Source organism: Dyella tabacisoli (genome assembly GCF_003350925.1).
GTDB classification, from domain to species: Bacteria; Pseudomonadota; Gammaproteobacteria; order Xanthomonadales; family Rhodanobacteraceae; genus Dyella_C; species Dyella_C tabacisoli.
Genome location: NZ_KZ857181.1, coordinates 49,255 through 66,664, shown reverse-complemented (window position 1 = coordinate 66,664; position 17,410 = coordinate 49,255). Strand labels below are relative to the sequence as shown.

At 59.1% G+C, this 17,410-nt stretch carries 9 protein-coding genes; 7 read left to right on the top strand and 2 right to left on the bottom strand.

What is annotated here, in order from left to right:
- Window positions 1–277 precede the first annotated feature (277 nt).
- Window positions 278–3,427, top strand: a complete 3,150-nt coding sequence (locus tag DVJ77_RS17325) for an autotransporter outer membrane beta-barrel domain-containing protein (RefSeq protein ID WP_162791543.1) — start codon at window positions 278–280, stop codon at window positions 3,425–3,427.
- A 211-nt stretch (window positions 3,428–3,638) separates the two neighbouring features.
- On the opposite strand, the gene DVJ77_RS17320 is transcribed toward DVJ77_RS17325, so the two are convergent.
- On the bottom strand, window positions 3,639–5,888 hold the full coding sequence (locus DVJ77_RS17320; protein WP_114846779.1) for a sialidase family protein: 2,250 nt from the start codon (window positions 5,886–5,888) through the stop codon (window positions 3,639–3,641).
- 456 nt (window positions 5,889–6,344) lie between these two features.
- The gene (locus tag DVJ77_RS17315) at window positions 6,345–7,991 is read right to left on the bottom strand and encodes an alpha-L-fucosidase (RefSeq protein WP_114846778.1); all 1,647 of its coding nucleotides are present in this window, start codon (window positions 7,989–7,991) and stop codon (window positions 6,345–6,347) included.
- A gap of 508 nt (window positions 7,992–8,499) precedes the next feature.
- Here DVJ77_RS17315 and DVJ77_RS17310 point away from each other — a divergent pair.
- The 6 genes from DVJ77_RS17310 to DVJ77_RS17285 all read left to right on the top strand — a co-directional run bounded on the left by DVJ77_RS17310 (window position 8,500) and on the right by DVJ77_RS17285 (window position 16,975).
- Window positions 8,500–9,681 carry an alginate lyase family protein gene (locus DVJ77_RS17310; RefSeq protein ID WP_114846777.1) on the top strand — a complete coding sequence of 394 codons (1,182 nt, stop codon included), beginning with the start codon at window positions 8,500–8,502 and terminating at the stop codon, window positions 9,679–9,681.
- Window positions 9,682–10,231: 550 nt separating this feature from the next.
- Complete coding sequence (locus DVJ77_RS17305) at window positions 10,232–10,789, top strand: carboxymuconolactone decarboxylase family protein (protein ID WP_114846776.1); 558 nt, start codon at window positions 10,232–10,234, stop codon at window positions 10,787–10,789.
- Between the two features lie 118 nt (window positions 10,790–10,907).
- Window positions 10,908–11,753, top strand: a complete 846-nt coding sequence (locus DVJ77_RS17300; protein WP_114846775.1) for a helix-turn-helix domain-containing protein — start codon at window positions 10,908–10,910, stop codon at window positions 11,751–11,753.
- Window positions 11,754–11,887: 134 nt separating this feature from the next.
- On the top strand, window positions 11,888–12,277 hold the full coding sequence (locus DVJ77_RS21190; protein ID WP_162791542.1) for a hypothetical protein: 390 nt from the start codon (window positions 11,888–11,890) through the stop codon (window positions 12,275–12,277).
- Window positions 12,278–13,075: 798 nt separating this feature from the next.
- On the top strand, window positions 13,076–14,839 hold the full coding sequence (locus tag DVJ77_RS17290) for an alpha-keto acid decarboxylase family protein (protein WP_114846833.1): 1,764 nt from the start codon (window positions 13,076–13,078) through the stop codon (window positions 14,837–14,839).
- 33 nt (window positions 14,840–14,872) lie between these two features.
- Window positions 14,873–16,975, top strand: a complete 2,103-nt coding sequence (locus DVJ77_RS17285; RefSeq protein ID WP_225428062.1) for an FAD-dependent oxidoreductase — start codon at window positions 14,873–14,875, stop codon at window positions 16,973–16,975.
- Window positions 16,976–17,410: the final 435 nt, after the last annotated feature.

The window sequence follows — 17,410 nt, the reverse complement described above, 5'->3', positions numbered from 1 at the left end:
CGCGGTACCCGAGCGGTGCCGTCTGCGATCAACAACGCCAAGGGGCGGCCCTCCGGGTCGGCCAAGGGTGCGCTTAATCTCGATGGGGGGAACGATGGACGGGGCAGATATGAGTCGGCGGCGGAGCAGTATGCCGGGCACGGAGCTCTGGCTCTTCTACCGACGGTCGCCCGCGCTATTTGAGGGGCTTCCCGAAGCGTGGCGGCAATCCATTCACGAGAACTATTTGACCGAGCACGCACGGGCTGTGGCCAGTCGGAAGCGATTGCTGCTGTCGATGTCCATCTTCACGGTGCTCGCGGCCACCACTGTATCCAAGGCGGCTTCGGCGACGCATTACGACAAGCCCATCACGGGCTCGGCAGGTACGGATGGGAACTACGACACTCGCCTCGACGCTGCCGGCAACCTGGTCTACACCCTCGCGTCCGGCGACGGCATCGCTGTCGAGACCACCCAGGACAACGCGAATGGCGTGCTACTGGACAACCACAGCCGCCTGACGGTTCTGCAGGTCGCGGTTGACGGCAAAGGCACGCTCAATGTGTCGGCGCACAGAAACAGCACTGGCACTTGGGGCACTGCTTACGGCGTGGATGTGGAAGCGGGTGGCGGACTCACGGTGAACGGTGCCACCTCAGTGCATGCTCAGGCGGACGCCGCCGTGCATTGGGTGACCGATCACAACGAAGGCGGTTCCGAAGCGCAAGGCGTGCGTGTAATCCAGGGCGCGGCCACCTTCAATGGCGACCTTGCCGTAGACGTCTCGACCCCCGCCTATAGCCAGGGGGTGTGGATTTACCAGGGCAATCTCACAGTCAACGGCAAGACGACGATCGTCTCGAAGGGCCGCGGCGCCAACACCGCCGGTATCTATAACTCCGGCGGCGGACGCGGCAATGTCGTCTTCAACGGCGACGTCGACGTCACAGGCTACGGCATCTGGCCCAGCGACAACGTTCATGGGATCTATAACGACAACGTCAACACCAAGCTTGCCATCAACGGCAACGCCTCCATCACGGCCACCTCCAATGGCTCGACGGTGATGGGCGTCCGCAACCAGGGCAATCTCGCCATCGCGGGCAATGCCACTGTCACCGCCACCGGGCCGCGCTCGGCCTTCGGTATCGACAATACCCACCGCACTTCGCGCTTCTATGTCGGCGGCGACCTTACGGTATCGGTGGCTAACGGGACCGGCTACACGCCGTTCGGTTTGCCCACCGCGCTGAGCAACATGTACGGTTTGGGTAGCTCCATGACCCTGGCCGGCGCCGTGGACGCCCGCGTCACCGGCGTCACCGAGAGCTATGCGATCAACAATAGCGGCGTGATGTCTTTTACGAGCGCCGTCAAACCCATCGTGCTGCGGGCAAACGTCAACTGCCCGGCTTGCGACGGCTACGGTATCGCTAACAACGGCGGCAGCATCATGATGGCTGGTGGGCTTGATGTGGCCGTGACGAGCAACGGCACGGGGCAGCGCTACGCTATTTGGAATGCCGCTGTGGATGGGCAGAACGCCTTGCTGGATGTCAATCAGGCCGGCGGCCAGTTGATGGATGTGGATGGCGATGTGGTGACGCGCAATCTGACCAGTGCCACCAGCATCCTGTACACCGGCACCACACGGCTGAATTTTGAAGGAGGCTCGTCGTTCCTCAAAGGCTTGGTACTCGGCGGCGCCGGTAACTCAGGCACGGCAACCTACAGCGCGGGCATCCCCGTGCTGTCCTTCGCGAATGGCGCTCGCTGGATACCGACCGGCAGCGGGACGCTCGACACCGACTTCGGCAAAGGCAGCCTCGCCATCGGCGTAGGCGGTGCCATCGATCTGGCGGCAAGCTGGGGCGCGTTCGCACCCAGTAGCGTGCCAGCGCACAGCTTTCGCACCTTGCGCATCGACAGCACTACAGGCGGCGCCTCGGTGAACCTCGCCGATGGCGCCTCCTTTACGTTGCTCAGCGATATTCGTGGCGGGCAGGCGGACAAGGTGACCCTCGGCAGCGGCATCGGCTCGTTCGTGGCCCAGGGCACGCAGAAGGTACGCATCGCTTATGACCCGGTGCTGGATGACACCTCCTGGGTGAACGCTTTGACCTTGCAGAGCGGCACCACTATTGCCGCCGCTCGACCGATCGCCATCGTGGATGCTAGTGCAGCGGCCAGTGGCACGGCAGCGTTTCAGGCCGCCGCAGGGTTGGCCGGGCAGTGGAGTACAGCGTATGAGAATGCGCTGGTGCGTTTCTCCTATGTGCCGCGTGTGCAGACAAGCGCGGATAGCAAGCAGATATTGCTCACCGGCATCGACATTCTCGGCGCAGCCTCGAATACCGGTGGAAGCGTCCCGCCGCCGGCCTCATCAGGTGGTGGTAGCCCGAGCACGACGACGATGCCCTCGAGCGGCAATGCCGGCACGGGCACCCAGACGGGCACCACCGGCGGCGTGACGCTTACGCCCGTCGTACCCTCTGCCGGCACGTTGGCCATCGCGCCTTCCACTGGTGTGTTGGTGGCGGGCGATGCGACGCTCGCGATGTCCAACCTCTGGCAGATCGACGAACGTGCGATCTCTCGCCGCAGCGATGCATTGCGCGTGGACGAGACGCCGGGCGGTTCCACATTCTGGGCCGACGTGGATGGCGGCAACCTGAAAGGTGACGGCAGCAATGGACGCACCTACCGCCAAAGCGTCACGAGCGCCTCGGCGGGCACGGAGTGGAATGCGGATTTCGATTACGGACGAAGGACTGTCGGCCTGATCTACACGCACATGCAGTCTCGTGCGGATCTGCAGAGCGGTGCCGCCGATCTGCGCGGCAACTCGGTGGGGCTCTACGGGACATGGAACGCCGGCAACGGCATGTTCGTCGACGCCGTAGCTCGCGTGGGTCGCTTAAGCGATAGCTACACCGCGCGGGATGTGCTGGGCATGGCCTCCGGCCGCTACCACGCGCGCGCCGCCAGCGTGACTGTGCGCACGGGCCGGCGCTTTCAGGGCGAACGCGGCGGCTACATCGAACCGCAAGTGCAAGCCGCATACGGTTCTATCGGCCGCAGTGCCTACTCCGCTAGTAACCGTGTACGCGTTGACGTGGACAGCAACCGCACCTTCCTGACGCGCGCAGGCGTATTGCTCGGCAAGACCTTCTCCCTATCACCGGCCGTTGCCGGCGATGTGTATGCGCGCGTATCGGTAGTGCACACGGTAGGCGATCGACCGGATATGACCGCCTCGCTCGACGGCGGCTCGGTGCCCGTGGTGTTGCCGACGCGTCACGCAACGACGGGCGAGGCGATTGCCGGTGTGCGAATGGTGTTCGCGGGGTCCTGGAGTGCGTTTGCCGAAGCGGGGCGTGTGTCCCGCACCGACGCGATGGCTGGCGGATGGCTGGCGTCGGCGGGATTCCGGGTAAGTTTCTAAGTGAGCGCAAGAGTGGTTAGACCGCTCACGGAAATTAAGATACTCGGCAGCCTCCGTAACCTTTCTTGGGTTGTTGTCGTGCCCGCTAAGGCCAGCATGAGGGTCAAGCAGTACGGCTTGCATGTTGTTGCGCATCCGTTTTGTTTCCCTGGCACCTCACTCCTTTCCGCACGGAAAGGAGTGAGGTGTTGCCGCATGACGCGCTCAGGCGTCAGTTGGTCGATGTTCCATAGATGATCCCGCGGCCGCCGCCGGCGCCCAGGTACACCGTGCCGAACGTTCGAGGATCACCGGCCACTCGCCACAGGCCGCCCCACTGGTGCTGCGCGTCGTTGATCTGCACCCAGGTCGCGCCAGTGTCGATGGAGCGGAACAGGCCGGTGATGCCGCCCACCGTGCCGGCGAGATAGATGGTCGGGTAGTACTTGCCGACGGCCGCCTTGCCGAAACCGATCGAGATAGCGGCACTGACTGTGGACGCATCCACCTGGCTCCAGTTCCAGCCGGAACTCTGGCTGCGATACAGACCGGACTGCGTGGCGAGCCAGATATCGCCCTGCACGCCGGTGACGGTCACGGCCTGGGTGGTCTGCCAGGACGGCACCACGGGCAAGCCCGATGTGGTTGAGGCGTACCAACTGGCGCCCTTGTCGGAGCTGCTGAAGAAGGTGCCCGTCGCCTGGTCCCACGCGTAGAACAGATTGCCGTTGATGCCGTCGGACAGTACCTGTGCGCCGATCGGCAGGCTGCTCATGCCATTGGCGGAAGGGTAGGCAAGGGTATGCCAGGTACTGCCGTGATCGGTGGAGGCCACCGGCGCCACGTCCGACGGAGACCATACGACCGTGCTGGCGTCGGCGGAGATCGCCACCGTTCCGCCACCTTTGGTGGAGCCCGCTTGATTGGCGAATGGGGTCCAGTTCTTGCCGCCGTCGCTCGACACTGCGCCGAACACGTTGTTACCACCGCTGCCCACGCGCACGAGTGTCAATGGTGAGCTCTTGGCGAAATCCAGGCCGGTGCCGTTGCTGCAAATGGGGTGGGTGACCTGGGTGGTGGGAGCGATGTTGAGATCGTTATGCACGAAACCGCAGACGTCATCCAGGGCGCTTATCAATGGCGCGCCCGCGGTCGGCGAGAGTAGCCCCTGCACCACGATTTCCTCGATGCCATTGGCGCCGACGCTCCAATGGGTGGGCTTGCCGGCATCCGCCGCGGTGAGGTCGGAGCTGCTCCAAATGCCGCCGCCGAAGCCATACATGACATGCGCGGAATCGAAGGGATCGATGACCGCCTCGCCCCAATTGCCAAACGGCGCCTGGGCCTTGCCTGGCGGCACGATCCACGGCGACAGACTCGAGTCGCGTACCGCGCTGCTGCCCACGTCCTTCCAGGTCGAACCGCCATCCGTGCTGCGGTACATCGTGTCGTCCGGCCACCAGTGATCCATCGTCATTACCACGAGGGTGCTGGGGCGCGCCGGATCCACCGCCAGACCACTGAAGCCGGACGGATAGTTGTAGGGATCCGTCGGCGTGATGTTCTGCCAGGTGCCCAGGCCGATGCTGTACTTCCAGACTTGTCCCGCCGTCATGCCGTTGGGTCCGACGGCGTTGCCGTAAGTGATGTACAGACTGCCGTCCGGGCCGATCAGGCCGCGCTGCGGCATGAGGCCGCTGGGGCCGCCAAAAATCGGCGCCCAGGTCGCACCGCCGTCGGCGCTCTTGTAAAGCGTCGTGCTGGCCGTGCCGGTGGATACGCCGGCAAAGAGGATCTTGGTCGGTGAGCCTGCGGTGCCGGAGGGCTTGTAGAAGGCGATGAAGGCCACGCCCGCACCCGTGTCATCGCTCGACAGCGCAGTAAAGCCATTCACCTTCGACCAGGTGCTGCCGCTGTTCGTGCTGATCCACAAGCCATTCGTGCTGGCCTGGTTGGCCTCGTTAGAGGTGCCGTAGAACAGGATCGAGCCCTTGTTCGGATCCACCTGCAGGCGCTCGCCCACATTGCGCCCGTCCACGTTGCCGCCAATGCGGAAACTAAGCGGATGTGCGGTGAAGTGCGCACCTTGGTCCGACGACACGAGCACCGCGCCATTGGCAGCCCAGGACGACGTATACAAGCCCGTCGCCAGGTAAAGCATGTTCGGATTGGAAGGGTCGATGGCGATGCTGTTGATGCCCATCCACTGCGCATTCTCCGGCGGCATGCCATCGTTGAGAGGTATCCAGGTGGCGGTCTGTGAACTGTAGCGATAGGCCCCGCCGACGTCAGTGCGAGCGTAGAACAGCCCTTGTTGCTTGGGATGCGCAATGATGCCGTCGACATAGCCGCCGGCCACCATTCGCACGTTGTTCCAGGTGTAAGCCGGTGTCGATGACTGCGCGAACGCTGCCATCGATGACAGCGCGAGCGCGCCACAGGCAAGAGCGCGGGCGACGGCCCGCGACATGATTTTCTGCATGATCCCCTCCAAATTGATATCGGCTCGCCGCGGTATTCCGTCGCCGCTGATCCATCAGGGCGGGGCGCATGCAGGCGAACCATTGCGCCGTTTTGAATGCAGCGAAAAAATAGATCGCCACGTGCCTTGCGAAAGCGGCGGTACGTTATGTCGCACCTCATTTCATTCCCCGGTCCGCATGCTGACGAACAAACGACATCGGGGAGCATGGTGAGGTACCGCACGCGATCGCGAAGCGGAACTCTATGCGCATTGCGCGGCATGCGGCATTGCGAAGAACGTCATTCGCGATTGCGAAAAACGACGCTGCAACGACGTTGTGATGATCGTCACGTGGCATGCGTGGTGTAGAGCACGTAACGAAAATCGCGCTGTTTTCACTGCATATGAATGGGACGATGCCGACCCGGCCTCTGGCTTTCGAAGCGATCAATCGCGCCGAATGATGACGCAATCCTAAGTTGCGCTGGTCAGTCCATGCCCCATGAGCTTGAATACGAAAGCGTGCTTACCCTGTATCTGCTGCGGAAATTCAAGCGTGAGCCCCAGAACATCGCGTTTGAACCGCAACGGCAGCGGCGAACCGAGCATTTCCACGCGATCGATGGTGCCGGCAACGTTCGACGCCAGCGATTTCAGTGTCACATGCGAGGCAGTAGGCCGGCCCAAGGTGATGGCGAATAGCACATCGCCCTTCGTGGTGAATCGTATGTCGCCTGCAGTGAATGCCTGGGCGTTGTTCTCCCCGAACATGCCGGACGCGACCTTGGTGGGACCTTCCCCGAAAACCCGCCAGGGCTGCGTGCCGAAAATAGCTTCGCCATTGACGCTCATCCATGCCGCCAACTCCTCCAAGATATGGCGTTCGTCCGAGTCGATCGTGCCGTTGCCGCGCAACGGAATGCTGAGCAGGAGATTGCCGTTCTTGGAGACGATGTCGCACAGACTTGTAATTACCGTGCCGGCGCTCTTGTAGCTGTGCGCTTCGAACCGCGCTCGCGAGTAGTGCCAGTCGCCGATGCAGGTATCCGTCTGCCAGGGCAGGGGGCGAATCGCATCGCTGCCGCCGCGCTCGATATCTTCTACCAGTGCATGGCGTTGCTCTGGCATGAGTTTTTTCGCGTTGAGAACACCCTCTAGTCGCCCGCCGTTCCACTGGCGGTTCGCGTTGTAGAAATAGGCGGCAATGTCGAGTCCGGTCTGTCCAAGCGGCAGTCCGCTGTCGTCGAAATACAGCAGATCCGGCTGATACTTATCGAGCAGATCCTTGCAGCGGAGAAACCATTGCCGCGCGAACTGCGGGTTGTATTGCGACGGTGTCTCCATCCATATGCCGTCGTGTTGTTCGTGCCACTGCTTGACAGCCGCTGCGCCACGGATGCCTTCGGGCAAGACCATGTTGGGTCCGGTATATAGCTCTTGCGGATCCAGGCCCTCCCACCATGTGCCGATTCCATCCGCTTTGGCGAGGCGTGCCGCGTCGTAGCGCACACCCTCCAGTGGACCTTCGCCGTCGTAGCCATAGGCGGTCTGGAACCAATGCCATGCATGGGCGGAATGGTTGCTGACGCCGAACCTCAACCCATGCTCGCGCGCCGCCTTGGCCCAGCCTCCGACTATGTCCTTGCGCGGCCCGACGTTGAGCGAATTCCAGGCGTGATGGGTAGAGTCGTATGTGTCGAAATTATCATGGTGATTGGCGAGCGCGACGAAATACTTTGCGCCGGCCGCCTTGTACAGCCGCATCAGTTCGTTTGGATCCCACTGTTCGGCCTTCCACAGGTTATCGATCTCCATAAAGCCGAACCGGGATGGATGTCCAAAGGTGCGGCAGTGGTATTCGTATTGCGGCTCGCCCTGCATGTACATGCTTCGCGCGTACCAATCGCCTTGCTCGGGGACACACTGGGCACTCCAGTGTGCCCAGATGCCAAATTTGGCATCGCGAAACCATGGTGGCGCCACGTAACCCTGCAGCGAGCCCCATGTGGGCTTGAATGAAGTGCGATTGATCGATGACGCCCTGGCGGCGAGCGGTAGCCAATAAGGCGAGGTAAGCCCGATAGCCATTCTTGCGAGAAACGATCGGCGAGATAGAGGCATGATTTTCTGTATTAAGAGTGTGAAACCCTTCCCTGCATACAGGGGGAAGCATGAATACATCCATCGAGAAGATAAGCGATACACACACTAAGGATGTGCGCTGGCCGAGGTGCACCGCGCATGCCTTTGCATGAGAGGGCGCATGCTGGAGCCATGACGGTAGAGGCACAATTACGAAATTGAAGAGGGCGCTTAACGTTTCTTCATTTGCGTTCGCCACAAAAGTTGCAAGACATCCGCGAATGCGATGCAGTGCATGGAGCGGCCCTTTGAAACTCGGGGCAACGAGACGCGCTCCGCCTTTATGAAATTGCGCTTCCGCCTCATGTTTTTCCAAAGTACGACTTGCGCCACATTGCATCGGCGTGAGCCACGATGCCATCGCTTTGACTCCGGGCGGAAATGCCCTTTAATTTACGCTTGCGGCGATCGCTGCGGAGCAAGGTCGGCTGAACCTTGATGACGTGCGTTCTGTAGAGATAATCCTCTTCTCCCGGAGTTGAAGACGTTGAGCATTTCATTCAAAAGCCTGAGCCGTTTCATCGGCATATCGGTCGCGCTGGCACTGATTGCGCCGTCGGTGATGGCAAGTTCTTTCGTTCACCCAGGTGCCTTACATACCACGGCCGATTTTGACCGCATGAAGTCGCAGGTGGCGCACAACGCGCAGCCTTGGACGGATGGCTGGGATGTGCTGATTAAAAATTCCCATGCCTCACTGAACTGGACCGCGAACCCTCAGGCCATGGTCTATCGTGGCTATGACGGCACTCATCGGGAGAACTATGCGGCGCTTTTCAACGACGCCGCGGCTGCGTATGCGCTTGCCCTACGCTGGAAGGTGAGTGGTGACGACGCCTATGCCGACAAGGCCGTCGCCATTCTGGACGCGTGGTCCAAGACTTTGACCGAGATCAACGGCACATCCGACAAGTTTCTGGCGTCAGGTATTTACGGCTACCAGCTCGCCAACGCAGCGGAGATCATGCGCAGTTACAAGCGCTGGCCGGCGCAAGATGTCGTTCGCTTCAAAACCATGATGCTCAACGTCTTCTATCCGATGAATCATCAGTTTCTGGTGCATCACAACGGCCAGAAGGTCGATCACTACTGGGCCAACTGGGATCTCGCCAATATGTCATCCATGCTGGCCATCGGCATTCTGACGGATCGTCGCGATATCTACGACGAGGCCGTCGAATACTTCAAGCACGGTGCAGGCAATGGTTCCATCGAACACGTGGTGTGGAAGATCTATCCTGATGGCCTTGGGCAGACCCAGGAAAGCGGGCGCGACCAGGGACACAATACCCTCAACGTGGCGCTATTGGGCGCGTTCTGCCAGATGGCCTGGAATCAGCACGACGACCTGTTCGGCTATGACGACAATCGCGCACTCAAGGGCGTCGAATACATCGCCAAGTACAACCTTGGGCATGACGTTCCCTACACGACCTACAGCAACAGCGATGTAACGCAGCCAACCATCTCAAGTAACGGGCGCGGCAATACCCGCCCGGTGTGGGAGCTGTTCTACAACCACTACGTAGTGCTCAAGGGACTGGATGCTCCTTATCTCCGCATGGCCGCTGAGAAAGTGCGCCCGGAGGGCGGTGGCGGCAACTATGGCCCCAATAGCGGCGGATTCGACCAACTTGGATATGGCACGCTGACTTATACGTTGAAGTAGCGGCAAAGACGGATGCCACGACGTCTCGCTAGTGACGGTTGCTCTCTCGGCTGTCTCTATGTCCATTGTGAATGTCCGTATTCGTCGATCCCCAAAGCGGACATTGACCAGGCCTGCGTTGTTCATCTCGTAGCAGCTACAGGGCGGGGTGATTAGTGATTAGGACGCGTTATCGAGGGTAGGGCAGGGTGGCTCTACCCCTGTCGGACTACGATGAAAATCGTGTTGGCATACCGATGTACACATATCGATCCGCTCCATAGGGGGTACAAAAATGGGCCGATAGCCACCTCAAGCGGCAAGGTGGCCATATTCCATTGCTCTCTTCATCGCACACCAAGCTCTCGGCGACATCGCCACCCAATCGCCGTTCGGTGAAACTGTCACGCTCAGGCAATGGCCATTTCTCTAACGCGACTTTGCCGTCTGGCCGTCCGAAATGTTCTCCTACGTCTTATTACCTTTCAGGTAATTGGTTTCTTGAGCTCATATGCATAGGGTGCGTATACCGCCATCGATTCCGATGCACCCATTCATAGAGGGCAATCCCATGTCAGCTTTCCCCGTCCATACGATCGAATCCGCTCCCGAACAATCCAAGCCATCGCTTCAGGCGTTGCAGAGTGCGTTCGGCATCATCCCGAATATTGCGGGTGCCATGGCTACGTCTCCTGTCTTGATCGGCAGCCTGGTCGGCCTCTTCGGCAAAGTGCACGGCGGCAGTTTTTCCGAAGCGCAGATTCAAATCGTGCTGCTTACCAATGCCGTGACCAATGCGTGTCCCTGGGCCGTTGCGTTCCATTCCTTCTTGGCTGTAAAAGAGGGCGTCGATCCGGCGGATGTCGATGCCATTCGCGATCGCCGCACCCCCAAGCATGCGGGGAGCGCTGCGTTGTCCACGCTGGCCCGCACGCTTATCGAAAAACGCGGACATCTCAGCGAGCTGGATAAGTCGGCATTCCTCGATGCCGGTTTCGGCGAGGATCGCCTTCTGGAGGTGATTGCCATCGTCGCCGCGTCCACTATCACCAACTACAATGGCAACGTCACCAATCCGCCGCTGGAGGATGCCTTCCAGGCCTATCGTTGGCGTGCACCGAGAGCCTGATTCCTTGACTGGTTGTCATTGGGTCCGCTCTAACGAGCGGCCATTCGGAACAATTGAACTGCGGGGAAACAAGCGCATCTCATGCATATCGTGGGCTTCATGTGCGAGGAAGGCTTAAATGAGTACTGCGCGTACGGACCAGAAACATCTCTCCGATGATTTGGGACTGCTGCTGCGTCATTGGCGGGAGATACGCGGTACCAGCCAGATGGATCTGTCGGTCGATACCGGTATCTCACAGCGACACCTGAGCTTTATTGAAAGCGGACGAAGCGCGCCAAGTCGTCAGGCTTTGACCAGTATCGTCCAGTCGCTGGATGTCCCGTTACGCGAGCGAAACGCTGTCTTCCTGGCTGCCGGTTATGCGCCGGTCTACTCGGAGGCCCCATGGAATGCCAAAGAAATGCAGGGCATTACTCGCGCGCTGGATCGCATGCTTCGCCAGCACGATCCCTATCCCGGGATCGTCATGGATCGCTATTGGGACGTACTGATTACCAATGAGTCATCGCCACGTTTTTTCGGGTCGTTCATCGACATGGCGGCGCGCAGCGGTCCTCGCAATATGTTGCATCTCATCTTTGATCCGAATGGTATGCGGCCATTCGTTGTGGATTGGGAAACGGTAGCCAGAAGCCTCATCCAGCGCGTCTATCGTGAAACGGTAGGGCGCATTCTGGACGAACGAACGCGTAGCTTGCTCGATGAAGTGTTTGCTTATCCGGGTGTCGATCCCTCGTGGCGGCTGTATGGATCGGTCGCATCGGCGCCGAACCTGCCCATGATTCCGATTGGATTTAAGAAGGGAGACAAAGTACTCAGTTACTTTTCGATGGTGACCACGGTGGGCGCACCGCATAGTGTTGCCGCACAAGAACTTCGCATCGAATCCCTGTTTCCGGCGAACGAGGAAACAGAGGCGCTCCATGGAAAGTGGATGTCGGGCGATGGGGCAACGCCGTGATGGAGCGCATCTCCTTCCACTTGAAGATGGAACGCGTCTGGCAACGCGACTATGCCAATCACTCCGAGGCGATGCCTGCTTCTACAACCTAGTCAGGCTGCGCTCGGCGCTCGGCGACCAATCTCCCGTCAAGCATGAACAAGTCGCCCACCCCGGCAAATGGCTCCGCCGACCCTGAGTTCAGTCGTTTCACGGTACCTTCACGACACGCATTAATGCAAAATGCGATGCTTGGCTTTGGTTGCGATCGGTTTCACTACCTTTGGGGAAGGGGAGGATCGGTGTACCAGCCACGAGCTCGACATCCCATTCACTTGGAATTGCACAACGACACCGGACTGTCGTTCACGGTGCGCGCGCCGTTAGCGCAATACCTGATCCAAACTTATCGCGCCGTTGTTGATCCTGATCGCGAGTCCATTCCTGAGCACTTGCTCATGGCCATGCTAAGTCAGCCACTTCCGCCGGATGCGTTATGGGACCAACGAGCGAGTCGTCTCGATGCCAAAAAACACACCACGTAATCAGTCCAACTGTAGAGCTTTCTGGCGTCGTTGCGTAGCCAGAAGGCTCATCAAGATGTCATGCCTCACTGAGCAGCTCAATCTGACGTCCATCGAACAATGTAAGTACCAATTTTCCGACCAAGACATGTTGTAGTGAAGGCTTATTGCGAAATAACTTTGCTGACTATCGGTGAATTTTCGATTAGTAAAAAATTTGTGCTGGAGTCGTTGCAAGACGTGGCTCTTGAGAGACTGTCGCCATCACAAGGTGCGCGCTAGATAAAATTCTGGCATTGTCGACGTCGCATAAGAAAAGTAAGTTTATCATTGAGCGGACGCCTTCGAAATATAATACATTGTGCTGAAATGTATTTATTGGATACGTTTATAGATAAACTATCCACGCGGGTCTAGTCACCGGTGTAACCACAAAGATACGTGGGCGTCACATATCCGGCATCACACTCGCTCCGCCCATTGAGCGAAATGTCACGATTAATCCGGGTTTTCACAGTAATTCGGGGGGATTATGAAGCTAAGAATGAAGCATCTCTTGTCTTAGACATGTTCCAACGCGTGTCTTTTTCTATGCGTAATCTCCGCGTAGGCGGTTAGCTTTTGTCCGTTGAGGTGGCTTCGCACGCTTATGCAAAGTGCGGGATATCCGCCCAACGTCAAGCATTCGTCATCTGAAGCACGACGGATATAACGAGCGCACCTTTTGCCGAGCAATTCCATTTATTAAAGGAGTGATGCGATGGCGTTCAAGATACTCAGTTTTGACGATGGCGGACTACGCGGATCATGGGGGTCGCCATGACAAACATCCTCTCGAAGAGGGCGCTTATCGCCTCCGCTCCGCCCGTGGCCACCGACTTTACCGTTGCCGACTATCTGCTAACCCGACTTAAACAGCTTAATGTCACCGACGTTTTCCAGATCCCTGGCGATTACGTGAAGCAATTCACCCAGGCGCTGGAGCATTTCGACGGCGTCAACACGATTGGCGCGATCAACGAACTGGATGCCGCTTACGCCGCCGATGCTTACGCGCGAAGCCGCGGCCTTGCGGCGGTTTCACTGCAATTCGGAGTGAGCGCCTACAGTGCGCTCAACGCTGTTGCAGGTGCCTGGGTTGAACGCAGTCCGATCGTGGTTATCAGCGCCACGCCCGGTGCCGATATGCGCGATATCACCGACATGTACGACGTGCTGTTCCACCATTCCACTGGCGACCTCGACTCGGACCGTAAGATCTACGAGAACGTCACCGTTAAAGCGATCACGCTCAGCACCAATGTCGGGGCCGCCGAGCAGATTGACGAATTGCTGGTGGATGCGATCACCAATCAGCGTCCCGTGTATATCGCCTGTTACAAGGAAGTCTGGGGCCAACCCTGTCCACGTCCATCGAACACGCCGCTCAAGCCGCGCGTCATTCACAGCCCGGAGCTTGCGCTTAACAACGCGGTGAATCAGGCTTGGACGAAGATCACATTGGCAAAGCAGCCGTTGATTCTCGCTGGCGTGGAGATCCTGCGTTTCGGCTTGTCCGATTTGCTGCAACAGATCATCGACGCCAGCGGCTTTCTCTATACCACGACGACGCTCGGCAAAGCCGTGCTGGACGAGCAGGGCGACAAGTTTATCGGCACCTACTCCGACGCCGCGTCGATCCAATCGGTACGGGATATCGTGGAAGCTTCCGATTGCGTGCTGACCCTGGGCGCCATCATCACCGATGACTATCTCGTGCTTATCGAAACCAAATACGCCGACATGGTGTTGGCCGATACCACTGGCGTCCGCGCTGGTTATTTCAAGTATGGCGACGTAACCCTGCACGATTTCATGAAAGCCCTGCTGGCGAAGTTCAAGGCGAGCAAGAGCGGTTATCCGATCAAGGCCAAGGCGCCACCCCAGCCGCAATATCCAGAGCCGTGGGCGAGCAATTCGGACCCGGTTTACGACGCCCAGCCACAAGTCATCACCTATAACCGGTTCTTCGCGCAAACGATGAAGTTTCTGCAGGACGAGAACCTGCTGAAAGAGATCGTGATGACCTATGGCGTGAGTTCGGCGATGTACGTTGCCAGCAATTGCTATGGCCTGTCGCGGGGCAGCTTCATCTCTTCAGCAGCATGGCAATGCATCGGCTTCGAGACCGGCGCCGCAGCAGGTGCGCAGTTGGGTAGCGGCAAGCGCGCGTGGACGGTCGCCGGCGATGGCGGCTTCATGATGGTCTGTCAGTCGCTGTCCACGCTGGCACGCAATCAGCTCAACGCGGTCATTTTCGTGATGAGCAATGAGGTCTACGCCATCGAGCAGGTGTACGTAGACATGACTGCATTCGAGCCCGGTCCGACGCACACCTTCGATACCTTCGACATCCTGCCTAAGTGGGATTACCTCGCGTTGGCGAAGGCGTTCGGCGCGGAAGGCATCCGGGTGGAGACGGTCGATGGGTTGAAAGCCGCGTTGCCACGCATTGCAGGGATCAAGAACAAACCTGTTCTAGTCGAAGTGGTCATCCCGCAAAAGGATCTGCCTGGCCAGATGTATCGCCTCGGCAGCGAATAAGGCGTCCATTCTCATTTTCGAGGGGGTCCGAGCATGACACAGAAAACCTATTCGATCTTTGGCGCCGGCGCCGCCGGTCTCTATACCACCTGGCGGCTGCTGGAAGGCCAATGCAAGAAAACCAAGTTCGCCGCGAAACAGTTGAAGAAGGGCGATGTGCTGGAGCTGTACGACTGGGGCCGCTACGACTTCTCCAAGCGCCATCCGGGCACCCGCGCGGCCGGCGCCCGCATCTGCACTTGGCATTACAACAACGATAAGACTGATTCGTTCGTCGAGCTTGGCGGCATGCGCTATTCCTACTGGGACAGCACGCCGACCAAGGCATTTCCGGATCCGAACAACGGCCTGGCGCCCGGTCACCGTGTGGTCAGTACCGTGATCGCGAAGCTTGGCCTGAACAAATATTCGGTGCCGTTCAACGTCACCAATAACCAACTGTTCTACCTGCGCTCGCGGAACTTCTATCTCAACAACATCGGCTCGAACACACCCGCGCCGTACGCGGTAAACAACTTCGGCGCCGCCACCACGCCCGACCAGGGCTTCACGACGGTGCAAGACCTGGCGACGACCAAGCCCTGGGGGGATTTCACCCGCCGCGACTGGTGCCGCTTTTATCAGGATGGAAGGATCACCGCGCAGTTGCCGGAATCCAGCATCTTCCAGCAAGGCGACTACCTCAAGGACATCGGCTATTGGAACCTGCTCTACGATCAGTTGGGTGCAGAGGGCTACGATTACGCCGCCGACGGCAACGGCTATAGCTCCAACGTCATCAACACGCATGCCGGGGTTTCGTTCAACATCAATAACGAGTTCACGCCAGGTAGCCAATACCGCACGCTATCGATCGGCTATTCGGGGATGTTCAACGCGTTGTTTGAGGAGATCGCGAAGCTGGCGAAGGCCAAGGGCATCGAGTTCCGCTATCACCCCGACACACGCCTGCATTCGATCCTGGGAAAATCGGGCAAGGCGGTCTTTACGTACGCCCATCGCGACAACCCCAATATCGCCGCCGGCTCGCGCGAGGCCGACGCGGCATGGATGGCGATGCCCCGCGCCGCGATCGATCTGGTGGCGCAGGCCACGCGATTCCGGCTCCCGGAGCGCGGCGAAGTGGACGTGCTCAACCACGACAAGGTGAACCTCTATCTGGAAGCGACGATCATGCAGCCGTCGTACAAGGTGGGCATGTTCTTCGATCAGCCGTGGTGGGCACCGGACATCGAAAGTCCTGCGCCTTATCCCGCACAGATCATCGGCTACACGATCACACCCGATACGATCGCTCAATTGCGTGCGCAGAAATTCCCCGCGGCTGCGTTGAAGGCCATGCGGACGCTGATCGACGTGCCTTACGAATCCGCGGCAGATATGGTGGAAGCGATCGAGAACATCACCGAACAGGCACTGACCGTTGTGCAGACTAAGCAGTTGACCGCCATCTCGCGCAACAACACCATCGGCCCGAGCGTGACCAACTCGCCGATTCGCATGGTGGTGTATTTCGGCAACAACGCGACCGAAACGAAAAAGAAGCCCATCTACGGCATCCTCGCCAGCTACGACGACGAGGACAACACCGCGTTCTGGCAGGAGCTGGAACTGGGTCCCAAGCATCAGCGTGAAGTACCGGTTTCGCAGGACACGCAACCGCTGGACGGTCCACGCAAGGTGCCGGCACGCATGGTGAAGATGCTACGCAAGATGCTAGCGGAACTCCATTTCGGCCCGAACACCGATTTCAGCGCCGTACCCGAACCGCTGCAGGCCGCCTACATGGATTGGTCACTGCCTCCATTCAACGCCGGCTATCACGAATGGGCGCCGCATTTCGACATCGGCGACGTGCAGCGCAAGATCCGCAAACCTTCGCAACTGATCGATGGCGCAGACGCCGATATCTTCATCGTCGGCGAGGCCTATTCGAACGACCAAGCCTGGGTGGAGGGCGCCTACTGCACATCGGAATCGGTACTCAACGATTTCTTCGGCATCGAGCCGATCATCGACGATCGCGAGTATCCGTTTATCTGTCCGGAAGGATCGACCGTCGCCCCCAGTGAAGAAGTGGAGAAGTTGCTTCGGAAGGCCAGGCCACTGAGGAATGCGCAGGAGTCGGCGAAATGAGGAGTGCTGCGTGAACTAGCTTTGCAGCCGATATTGGCCGGGCTGACCGCAGATGTCTCTGCGTTCGGTCCCGGCCTCGTTGCAGCCGTTGGAAGCGGTTGTGTACGTTTCCATCCCAATGCACCTGTATGTCCGCAGGGAGAGGTAGAAGTGCCACATGTTATTGATGGCAAGGCTATATGTGAATGCGTGCCTATTTCGTGATCCTGCCAATCCCACGGGGGCAAGGAAACTTATCGTGCAGGCGTTGCTCCATCAAAAATGGCAAACCAGGGGCGCTTGATAGGTCGTATCGGATAGTTTGCTTGAAGAAGGAGGCAGCGGGCTCAGGGAGATAGAAGCGGACCCGAGGCAGGATTCAAACCGAGACGCTAACCCTCTGGATTCGAGGGCGCTCGTCGGTGCCGTCGATAACAGCTGACGCCGCATGGGCCT

What these genes read in the sequence shown, in the direction of transcription:
- DVJ77_RS17300 (WP_114846775.1), top strand. Translation starts at nt 10,908, where the DNA reads ATGAGTACTGCGCGTACGGACCAGAAACATCTCTCCGATGATTTGGGA.
- DVJ77_RS17320 (WP_114846779.1), bottom strand. Translation starts at nt 5,888, where the DNA reads ATGCAGAAAATCATGTCGCGGGCCGTCGCCCGCGCTCTTGCCTGTGGC.
- DVJ77_RS21190 (WP_162791542.1), top strand. Translation starts at nt 11,888, where the DNA reads ATGAACAAGTCGCCCACCCCGGCAAATGGCTCCGCCGACCCTGAGTTC.
- DVJ77_RS17315 (WP_114846778.1), bottom strand. Translation starts at nt 7,991, where the DNA reads ATGCCTCTATCTCGCCGATCGTTTCTCGCAAGAATGGCTATCGGGCTT.
- DVJ77_RS17325 (WP_162791543.1), top strand. Translation starts at nt 278, where the DNA reads ATGTCCATCTTCACGGTGCTCGCGGCCACCACTGTATCCAAGGCGGCT.
- DVJ77_RS17290 (WP_114846833.1), top strand. Translation starts at nt 13,076, where the DNA reads ATGACAAACATCCTCTCGAAGAGGGCGCTTATCGCCTCCGCTCCGCCC.
- DVJ77_RS17285 (WP_225428062.1), top strand. Translation starts at nt 14,873, where the DNA reads ATGACACAGAAAACCTATTCGATCTTTGGCGCCGGCGCCGCCGGTCTC.
- DVJ77_RS17305 (WP_114846776.1), top strand. Translation starts at nt 10,232, where the DNA reads ATGTCAGCTTTCCCCGTCCATACGATCGAATCCGCTCCCGAACAATCC.